Consider the following 10375-nt stretch of genomic DNA (forward strand, 5'->3'; position numbering starts at 1 on the left):
AGAAATTATTGTTATTATTCCAAAGCTCGATTAGATCAGAGTCACCATCTCCATTTACATCAGTGACTAAGTAGTCAGTATCGTTTCGAAAGTCCCCTACTTCTGTATTACTGCCGAGGTTAAATCCACCATTACCATTACTAATCCAAGTGGCAGCAAAGAAATTATTGTTATTATTCCAAAGCTCGATTAGATCAGAGTCACCATCTCCATTTACATCAGTGACTAAGTAGTCAGTATCGTTTCGAAAGTCCCCTACTTCTGTATTACTGCCGAGGTTAAATCCTCCGCTACCATTACTAACCCAAGTGGCAGCAAAAAACTTATTGTTATTATTCCAAAGTTCAACCAGATCAGATTCACCATCTCCATTTACATCAGCGACTAAGTAGTCAGTATCGTTTCGAAAGTCCCCTACTTCTGTATTACTGCCGAGGTTAAATCCTCCGCTACCATTACTAATCCAAGTGGCAGCAAAGAACTTATTGTTATTATTCCAAAGTTCAACCAGATCAGATTCACCATCTCCATTTACATCAGCGACTAAGTAGTCAGTATCGTTTCGAAAGTCCCCTACTTGAGTTGTTGAACCTAAAGCAAACATGGAAGAGGAGCTAGTGTTGAGTAATACTGAAACGTTGTTGGAGCCAGAGTTGGCCGTCGCAATGTCTGGTTTACCATCACCGTTGAAATCCCCTACGGTGATGGAAGAGGGATTACTGCCCACATCAAACTGACCAGAAGGGGTAAAGCCTCCTGCACCATTCCCTAATAGCAGTGAGACTTGATCATCACTTGCTGCTGCAATGTCCAAGTTGCCATCACTATTGAAGTCCCCCACGGCGACTTCAGAACCTCCACCAGTTGTAAATGGTATGGGAGAACCAAAGGTACCATTTCCATTCCCCAACAGCACTGCGATGTCGTTCTCAGCACCAGAACCACTTCCTATCACTAAGTCCAGATTGCCATCGTTGTCGAAGTCTCCCACAGCATCAGGAGCAGCAAAAGACACACCTGTTGGAATCGATATACTAGGCTGAAAGGTTGTTGTCCCGTTCCCTAACAGCAGCGAGACTTCGTTACTGCCACTTCCTGTGACTATATCCAGGTTACCATCATTGTTGAAGTCCCCCACAGAGGTAGAAAAACCACTAACCCCGCTCGTCAAGTCGTTAGTAACTGGAAAGCTCCCTGCCCCATTGCCGAAGAACACCGAGACTATACCTGGTGAGGAAAATCTTCCTACCGCTATATCCAAATCAGTATCGCCGTTGAAGTCCGCCACGGCCACGGATAGAGGAATATCTCCTTCGTTGACTTGGGTGGCAGAACCAAAGGTGCCATTGCCATTTCCTAGCAATACTGAGACAGTGTTATCAGTCGAGGATACAAAAGGAGTACCAAAGTCTGCGGTCACCAAATCCAGGTTACCATCTTTGTTGAAGTCTCCCACAGCAATGTCAACGGGCAAATTTCCCACACCAAAGTTCCCACTTAAGGTATAGCTTCCTCCGCCATTATTTAACAGCACCGAGACGTTATCAGAGTCTGAGTTTGCTGTGACTAAATCCAAATCACCATCACCGTCAAAGTCTCCGGTGGCAATAGCACTAGGACTATTTCCTACTGTAAAGTTGTTAGCGTTGCTAAAGGAAACAGCAAAAACTCCTTGATATACCTGCATCAATTCTGGAAAAAATGCTGAATCTACAGCAATCTGACCCGTACAACATTCTAGATTCCAATCACCACCCAAGGCAGCATTACCCGTGCGGTTCGCAGAAGCCGCAATCTCAGTACCAGTTATTTGGTGTAGTCGTTCCAAAAATTCTGTACCAGCATCTCCAGTAGCAACATTGCAGCCGTAGAGCAGAATAGAAGTGGCTGAATCAGTGGTTGACCAAGTTTTTAATTGAGGGAGGTAATGGTTTAAAGTATCTAGACTAAGTTGGCTATTCCCTAAATACAAACACCCCGGTGAACCGTGAGAAACGATGTGAATAGCAGAAATATCAGTGCGTCCTTGCAGAGCCTTGGTAATTTGTTCAACGCCATCCTGTGTAGATTCCAGGACAATTACCTCAGTTCCCGGTACCGTACCATCAACTAAACTCTGATAATCATCAACCCCTGAGTCAATAAAGACAATAGTGCTAGAGATTTTGGAGTAACGTGTTAAAGGGTTGTGTTGATCAGTTACGTCAAAGTTTAACGACTTATCGAGATCGTTGCTTCTTACATCTTTGGTGGGTAACATTTTATAATCCTTATTTGGTTATATTGACTATAAGGCGTTGCATTGATGCGGGATGATTTAACCCCGAACAACTCTCACTTTGTAAATCAATCCAAAAACCTAATTTTTCTACAGTTTTATATAAACTTTTGTAACTATTTCGCTAAACTTTTGTAACGCAATTAAAACTATATAACTAACTACAGAGGTTTGCAAACCGCTGTAAGTAATCAGCAATGGGATAATAAATATGTAGCGCTATAGTAAACGGAAGTTATGGGATTGACCTTGGCCTACGGCCAAACGCGATTGACCGTAGGTCACGCTACGCGAACGCTTTTGACTCCCAAGCAGTAATACCTAATGTCAATTAACTCAACTCTATCCCTGGAACTCTATAGCACTACCTATTAAGGTATTTGACATTTATACAAGCAGCAAAAGCTGTTGTAGTAAACTGTTGCCTGTTGCCTTTTGCCAATGCCATTGCCCGTAGCGCAATACTACTGATTCTGATTCCACCCAAGATAAATCTTGGGTGGAATTGTTTTATGACGTTTTCTCAGGTCTAGCTTTCAAGGGAGCGACGCACAAGCAAAAAGAATATAACTAATTTAATTTAGTTTCTCAAAACCTAGAGATTTGTTCAAGTTTACTTAATACTTGTCCTGACTTTACACCCTAGTAGAGTTATTTTTTTAAATCGACTAAGACACAACTGAATTACTTTTGTCACTTTTTTCATTGATTACCCCCTTGAAATCCTGGAATAAATCCCAGAGGATACTCATGGTATAAGGCAATAAAACCTCTAAACACCATAGTATATATATTCTTACAATCTACCAAGATATAACTGAATTATTTTTGTCACTTTTTTCATTAATTAACCCCTTGCCATCCTGGAATAAACTCGAGAGTATAGTCATGGGATGAGGCAATAAAAGGTCTAATCCTAAACAATAATAATTACGGTAAATAGGAAATTTACGAATGGCTAACATTAAAATCTCTGACCTTGCTATTTCACCTGTTTCTGAAAGCTTCATTACTGAACTTGATGAGCATAATATCAACGGTATCATCGGCGGAGATAAGATAAAAATAAAATACTATCCCGATGGTACAATTAAAAAAATTGTAATTAAAAAGTGCCGTGGATCATCAATACAATAAGAGCACTACCAAGAATTTCAATGCAGTAAACCATCGATAACTATTATCAATGGCTAGGATTACAATCTCATATCTATATTCGGCTGAACTAGATAAAAATTATCTGTTAACTTAAGTATCAGCCGAATAAATCGCTCCTATTTTGGGAGACGCTGCTGAAGAGGTGTTTTTCTGATAAAATACCTAATTAGGTATTAAATAATCCTCTGGTATCTATCAGAGGATTATTTGATTAATTCAGCAATCTATACTAAATTTAATCCTCTAACTTTGTAGTTGATAATTCCAGATTTTTCACCACTTCAATTTTACCAATTTGTTGCTTCAGCCATCCACTAAATAAATCCGAGAGAATTTGATACCTGAGCTGATCATCCAATTCCCCTTGAACAATCTCCTCCACCAAAATCAAATGCACTCCCTGAGCAGTCACAATCGGCTTAAGCACCTCTGGGGGATTAGCAGCAAAAACAGCAGCGGAAATTTCTGGCTTCAAATCCTTACGGTACATTATGCCCCGATAGCCAACTTTTCGACGTAACTCCTGGTCCTGAATATACTCGTGAGCTACATCATAAAAACTGACATCCCCTTCCTGAATTTCATAGAAAAGTTCGAGGGCTAAATCCTGATCATCTAATACCACTTCATACATCACCACACCGGCATAATCCAACTGATTTTCATAAAAATAAGACTCAACTTTATCGGCAAATAAATGAGCAGATAACTTTCCCGAGCTAACGGTGTCATAGACAACCTCTTCAAAATCATCCAGAGACATACCACGTTGTTCTAACCAAGCCCAAGTTTCATTAGCGCTACGGAGTTTGTTCATTAATCGCATTTGGTCTGCTACTTTCTGAAGTTCTTCAAGCTCAATAGTTATCCCTGCTTGATCGACAGCATCCTTGATCACCTGACGAGTAAGAATCTCCTCAACTAGTTCAGGCGTCTGACCCGATAGCTTAACTTGATGCCAAATATCTTCTTTAGTAATAGTTATCTTTTGTTGGGAATTAACCATAAGTTTTGGCCTAATTTACTTCTTAATCAGTTGCTTTGTAATTATTAGTGTCATATATCAATTTCATCTGGCCATCTGACCATCTACTGATTAGATATCTACAACTTCAACCCTCCCTGCTGTAACTTCTTAAAGGGATCGAGGATAAAATCAATAATCCGACGCTGGCGCACAATCACCTCAGCCATGGCTGTATCTCCAGGACGCAAGGCAATACACTTATCAGCCGAAGCTATACAATCCTGCTTCAGTTCAATTTCTAAATCATAAACCGCCTTCTTGCCATTAGGAGTATCCACCTCAGAGGTAGTAGGAGAAATGTCTACTAACTCTCCTGGAACGACTCCATAATCCTGAAACGGATAGGCATCAAACTTAACCTTCACTGGCATTCCTGTCTCTAAAGAACCACTTTCTGTTGTTGCCATCTGCCCTCGAATTACCAACACCGAACCTGAGGGTGCAATTTCCGCCACCTTAGTTCCTGACTGCACTACGGATCCAGCCGCTTGAATCGGTAATTCAAACACCGTACCACTGACCGGTGCTTTTAATACTCGTTGCTTTAACTGAAGCTGCAACGAGTTAATCTGACCCTTACTTTGAGAAATTTCTGCATTGAGGGTAGTGATTTGTGTCTCCAAATTCTTCAATTGTTCCTCCACCCTCAGCACGGCTAATTTACCCGAGTGAGTCAGAGTCTGATAACTTCTTTCTTGTTCCTTTAGTCGTAATTGTGCCTGTTCAATCTCTGCTCGCGCTTGTCGAAGAGTTCGTTCATAACTACTCTGTTGTTCAGTTACACGTAACTTACTCTGCTCAATCTCTGACTTGGTTTGTTCATACAACCGTTTCCTATCCTGTAGCAAATCTTCCCGGTCTACTACTTGGATTTCCGAAACAATCCCTTCTTGATAGGCATCCTTGTAACGGTTTACCTCCCGCTTAGCATTATCCAAACGATTCTCAATTATATTAAAAGACTTTTGACTAAGTTTAAAGGTCTGACGCGCCTGATTAACTTGAGCTAACTTTTCTTCTTTTTGTAAATCATAGGAATTCCTCAGAGCCTCCAGATTCTGTAGCGCTTGGTCTACTTGTGTTTGTTTTTCCAACACTTGAGCTTGATTTTGTTGCTGTTGAGTTGCTAAGGCTACCACTAATTGATTTTTCAGCAACTCTAACTGAGACAAGCGATTTAATTGACCTTTTAACTTATCTTGTACTTGCCTTAGTTCTGAAGTAACCAACTCAGATTCTAATACTAATAACTGTTGTCCAGCGTCTACTTTGTCTCCTTTTTTTACCTTAATATCTGCTACGGTTCCCGCCACAGCTGCATCCAGCCTCACTGTTTTTCCTTTTGGTTCTAGTCGTCCCCTAGCGGTGCCGGTTTCATCCACTTGAGATAGCATAGCCCAGGGCAAAGTGATGCCAACAAATGCAATTAGAAAGTACATTAGCCCCCTTGTCCAAACTTGGGGTAAACTATCGAGTAGGTCTTGAGTGGCTTCAGACCAATCATCCCGAGATAGAGCTGGTGTTGGAGAAGTCAACGTTTCTTGGTGTTGTTGGGTGCCACGATCTCCGTTTACTTGTCTGTTTAATGTATTTGGCATGGGTTGAGTAATTACTGATTAGTGATTTAACAAAGGGAACAGGGAGCAGGGAGCAGGGAGCAGGGAGCAGGGAGCAGGGAGCAGGGAGTAGGGAACTAGTGATTAGTTATTGCTCAAAACTATTAGAGGTTATTTTATAGCGTTTATTGCATTTATGAGGTACGCTTATCAGCCTGAAAGTCCCCCTTTTTAAGGGGAATTTAGGGGGATCCCTTTGTCCCTCATGGGAGAGATAATTGCTATATAACTCAGCACTCAACTTCCTCAGCCTTAAATTGCTGTTGATTTAGATAATAATAATGTCCCCGTTTTGCCATCAATTCCTGATGGGTACCCCTCTCAATCAATACTCCTCTATCCATCACTAAAATTAAATCCGCATTCCGGACTGTAGATAAGCGATGAGCAATCACTAATGTTGTCCTACCTTTGAGAATCTGATTTAAATTATTCTGAATAATCCGTTCGGATTCGGCATCTAAATGGGAGGTGGCTTCATCCAATATCAATAACTGGGGATTCCCTAACAAAGCTCTTGCGATCGCAATCCGTTGCCGTTGTCCACCAGACAACATTCCTCCGCCTTCCCCAATCTGGGTTTCATAGCCCATGGGCAACTGTTTAATAAATTCATCAGCACCCGCTAATCGTGCTGCTTCCATAATCTCGTCTAAACTAGCAGCGGGATGACCTAAGCTAATATTTTCCTTAATCGTTCCACCAAACAAAAAGGTATCTTGGTCTACTACTCCCACTTGCGATCGCAAAGACCCTAAGGACAAACTCATAATATCTAGTTGATCAATTAAGACTTTTCCATCCGTAGGAGGATACAATCCCAATATCAATTTAGAAATCGTGGTTTTCCCAGAGCCACTGCGTCCCACTAGGGCTACCATTTGTCCTGGTTTCACTTCAAAGGAAAGATTTTCCAGTACATTCACTTCACTTTCTGGATGATAGCGAAATGTTACCTTATCAAAGCAAATGTGACCTTTAATTGGGGGTAAGGATTGACGCGCCTGCTGCTGTAAATCCTCCTCTGGTTCCGCATCCAACACGTCATTAATCCGTTCCATAGCAATTACTACTTCCTGGAATTCATTCCATAAAATGGTTAACCGCTGAAAGGGACTAATCACATTTCCTAGCAGCATATTAAAGGCCACTAATTGTCCAATAGTTAGTTGATTTTGAATTACTAACCACGCTCCGTACCAGAGTAGGGATGTTGTGGCCACGGCTTGAATAGCATTGCTAAAAATTTGGAGCCTATTGCTGATAACTTGCCCAGTAAATCCCTGTTTTATCTCCTTATTTAATAACTCCTCCCAATGCCAACGTACTGTTTGTTCTACTGCCGTCGATTTAACCGTTCGGACACCAGTAATGGTTTCAATCAGATAGCTATTTTCCTTGGCGTAAGCGTGAAATATTTCCCGGGAAATCCTCCGTAAAAACGGTGTCGCGATTAAGGCTAGTAAGAAAAATGGTGGCACAATCACTAAGGCCAACAACGCCATTTTCCAACTGTACCAAAACATCAATCCTACATAGATAAATACCGTTAGTAAATCCAGCAGAATTGATAAGGCTTCACCGGTAAGGAACTTCTCAATCTTGCGGTTTTCTTGAACCCGTGATATAATGTCACCAACATAGCGGGACTCGAAAAACGAGAGAGGCAACCGCAGTGTATGGCGAATAAATCCTACAATCAGCGCTGCATCTACTTTATTAGCCGTGTGGTCTAGAAGATATTGTCGCAATCCCATCATTGCGACTTTAAATAGGCTAAACATTAGTAGCCCTAACCCCACCGCCATTAAAGTTAGCCCAGAGCGCTGCACCACCACTCGGTCTAAAATTAGCTGGGTAAATAGAGGTGTAATTAATCCAAATATCTGGATAAATAAGGAAGCGATAAACACTTCGAGCACCACTACCCCATGGGGTTTCATTAACTCAAAGAATTGCCAGAAGGTAGTAGTCGTCTCTTTAGCTTCCTTGAGTAACGCAGTCGGTTGTAGCAGCAGTGCATAACCGCTCCAATCTGCCTTAAATTCCTGGTGACTGAGGGTACGTTGACCAATGGCTGGGTCAGCAACAATAACGGACTTTTTGGTTATTTCATAAACAACAATATAATGTTTACCTTCCCAGTGAACAATGGCTGGTAGTTTTTGTTTGGCTAGCTGGTCAAGACTAGCTTTAACCGGACGAGTAGAAAAGCCAATACTTTCTGCTGCTGCTGATAATCCCCGCAGTGATGCACCATTACGGTCTACATTAGCGATATCTCGCAAACGATTCACACTAAAGCGTTTACCCCAATAGCGAGATACCATTACCAAACAGGCGGCACCACAGTCAGAACCACTCTGCTGGCCAAAAAATGGATAGCGTCGGATTACCCGTTGCCACAAATGTCCCACTCGTTGATTAGGATTGGGAAAATAGGCTTTACTAATCGTTTTGAGAGGTGTTGATGGAGGCGTCGGTGATGGGGTGATGGGTTGGGGTGCTGGAGTGGTTTGCCTGTCGGAGTCAACCAGTACTGAATTTTGCCTACGGGCGAGATCATACAGATGGTCTCGGATGCGAGGATATTTGCTAATTAGTGGAAACAACAACTCAGGGGTGAGATAGCAAAGCTTGAGATTCCGAGAAGCCCTCGCTGAGTAAGGCTCAAAGGATGCATCGGGAAAAAAGGTCGATTCCCCAAACGAGTCTCCCTCTGTCAAGGTGGCAAATTTTTCTCCAGCACTGTTGAGTAATCTGACCTTGCCGGTAATCACGATATAAATACCAGCTTCCGCTTGTTGAGCTTGCCAAAACTGGCCGACTTTTGGTTCGATAAATTTTATCTGTTTGAGAATCCTGGAAAATTCTGCATCATTAAACTCTTGCCCTAGGGTATCCCTCAGCTGCTGAGAAGAAATTGGGGCTAAATTTTGAACCATAATCCTCTAAACCTAAAAAATCTTCGAGGGAGAGTTAGCGATCTAGATGGCAGGGTCGCTATATCCAGGCAAAATCCTGTGGTAATATGAAGGCAATATAAAGTTATGAAAAAGTCACTGTCTTGATGCAGTCGCTTATGGCGCATGGGTCTGTGTGCGGAAGCAAGTTCCGCACCTTTTAAGCCGCGTGGAAACCCCCGCAGGTCGGCGCTGCATCGCTTTATATTTGGGTTGCCATTCGAGCTTGATACCGAAACAACAAAATTTTTGTAGGGTTTTGCCACCACCAAACTAATCAATCAAAGTATGCTAGTTGCGGTGGGACAAGGCGTAAGGTTGAAACGCCTACTGGAAAGCGCACCAAAAGAAAGGCGCGAAATGAAAAACCGAAGTAAACCCAAAGTTGTTAAGAAGAGCCTGCCGGATGTAGGAGTCTGTTGACAGGGTTAAAGTCAACGTGGTTTTCACCCTCGGGGGTTGGGCTAACCACAGAATAAACACAGTTTTAACCCGTTAAGATGTCAATATCAACCAGTATCAAGGAAATTAAATAACCAAGATGGAAGAAGAATCTACTATCTTACCGGTAGTCTGGGTATTATATAACAGAAGATTGTTCTGTGAAAAGCGTTTTTACTATCGCTAGACAAAAAACCAAGACTATAAACGAAGCCAGTCATAGGTCATAGAGAAAATATGAAGGATGAAGGGTGAAGTATCAAGTATGAAGTATCAAGGGTGAAGTATCAAGGGTGAAGTGGAGCGATACAACCTATGCCTCCTATGTTGATTAGACCCAATGAGCAATCACCAATTACAATCAATGACTAAATGAAACATGGACTTGATGCCTACGCTCACTTGGACTCCCCCATCCACAGTTGGGAACCTCGTGCCAAGCTAATTGCCCTATTGACCCTAATTTTCGCGTTTTCCTTTGTACAGCATTTGATAGTGCTACCAGCGATGGTGGCTCTGACCCTAATTTTTTATCGAGTCTCTCGCCTGCCACTGTCTTTTCTGTTGAATCGGTTGCGCTATCCGGGATTGTTTCTGTTAGGGATTACACTGCTACTCCCCTTCACAGTAGGCACTACCGTGATCATCCACCTTGGTCCAATCGCTCTGCGACAGGAAGGACTGCTAACCCTAGTGCTGATTGCCACCCGTTTCCTATGTATTCTCACCATTAGTGTGGTTTTATTTGGGACCGCACCCTTTTTGACCAACATCAAAGCTATGCGATCGCTTGGTCTGCCGTCACTGCTAGCGGATATGACTCTGTTGTCTTACCGCTATATCGAGCAATTTAGTAACGACCTAGCTAAAATGAAGCGGGCAATGCAGCTGC

General features: G+C 42.2%; 6 protein-coding genes. 2 read left to right on the top strand and 4 right to left on the bottom strand.

Features of this window, described 5'->3' with window-relative positions; genetic code table 11:
- On the bottom strand, nucleotides 1–2260 hold a 2260-nt coding region (locus F6K52_RS24850; protein WP_293084322.1), incomplete at its 3' end, for an FG-GAP-like repeat-containing protein.
- 972 nt (nucleotides 2261–3232) lie between these two features.
- Between F6K52_RS24850 and F6K52_RS24855 the strand changes: the two genes are divergently transcribed.
- Nucleotides 3233–3415, top strand: a complete 183-nt coding sequence (locus tag F6K52_RS24855; RefSeq protein WP_293084325.1) for a hypothetical protein — start codon at nucleotides 3233–3235, stop codon at nucleotides 3413–3415.
- A gap of 256 nt (nucleotides 3416–3671) precedes the next feature.
- Here F6K52_RS24855 and F6K52_RS24860 read toward each other — a convergent pair whose 3' ends face one another.
- The 3 genes from F6K52_RS24860 to F6K52_RS24870 all read right to left on the bottom strand — a co-directional run bounded on the left by F6K52_RS24860 (nucleotide 3672) and on the right by F6K52_RS24870 (nucleotide 9024).
- A complete protein-coding gene (locus tag F6K52_RS24860) occupies nucleotides 3672–4442 on the bottom strand; it encodes a peptidylprolyl isomerase (RefSeq protein WP_293084328.1) in 771 nt (256 codons plus the stop codon).
- Nucleotides 4443–4540: 98 nt separating this feature from the next.
- Entirely contained in the window at nucleotides 4541–6061 is a 1521-nt protein-coding gene (locus tag F6K52_RS24865; protein ID WP_293084332.1) for an HlyD family efflux transporter periplasmic adaptor subunit, read from the bottom strand.
- A 248-nt stretch (nucleotides 6062–6309) separates the two neighbouring features.
- Nucleotides 6310–9024: a peptidase domain-containing ABC transporter gene (locus F6K52_RS24870; RefSeq protein ID WP_293084335.1), complete on the bottom strand. Its 2715-nt coding sequence runs from the start codon at nucleotides 9022–9024 to the stop codon at nucleotides 6310–6312.
- A gap of 831 nt (nucleotides 9025–9855) precedes the next feature.
- Between F6K52_RS24870 and F6K52_RS24875 the strand changes: the two genes are divergently transcribed.
- A partial coding sequence (locus F6K52_RS24875) for a CbiQ family ECF transporter T component (RefSeq protein ID WP_293084338.1) occupies nucleotides 9856–10375 on the top strand: 520 nt, incomplete at its 3' end.

Source organism: Moorena sp. SIO3H5, from assembly GCF_010692395.1.
In the GTDB taxonomy this organism is placed as follows: Bacteria; Cyanobacteriota; Cyanobacteriia; order Cyanobacteriales; family Coleofasciculaceae; genus Moorena.

Bases quoted from the DNA above. Each gene is read 5' to 3' on its own strand.
- F6K52_RS24855 (WP_293084325.1), top strand. From the start codon at position 3,233: ATGGCTAACATTAAAATCTCTGACCTTGCTATTTCACCTGTTTCTGAA.
- F6K52_RS24865 (WP_293084332.1), bottom strand. From the start codon at position 6,061: ATGCCAAATACATTAAACAGACAAGTAAACGGAGATCGTGGCACCCAA.
- F6K52_RS24860 (WP_293084328.1), bottom strand. From the start codon at position 4,442: ATGGTTAATTCCCAACAAAAGATAACTATTACTAAAGAAGATATTTGG.
- F6K52_RS24870 (WP_293084335.1), bottom strand. From the start codon at position 9,024: ATGGTTCAAAATTTAGCCCCAATTTCTTCTCAGCAGCTGAGGGATACC.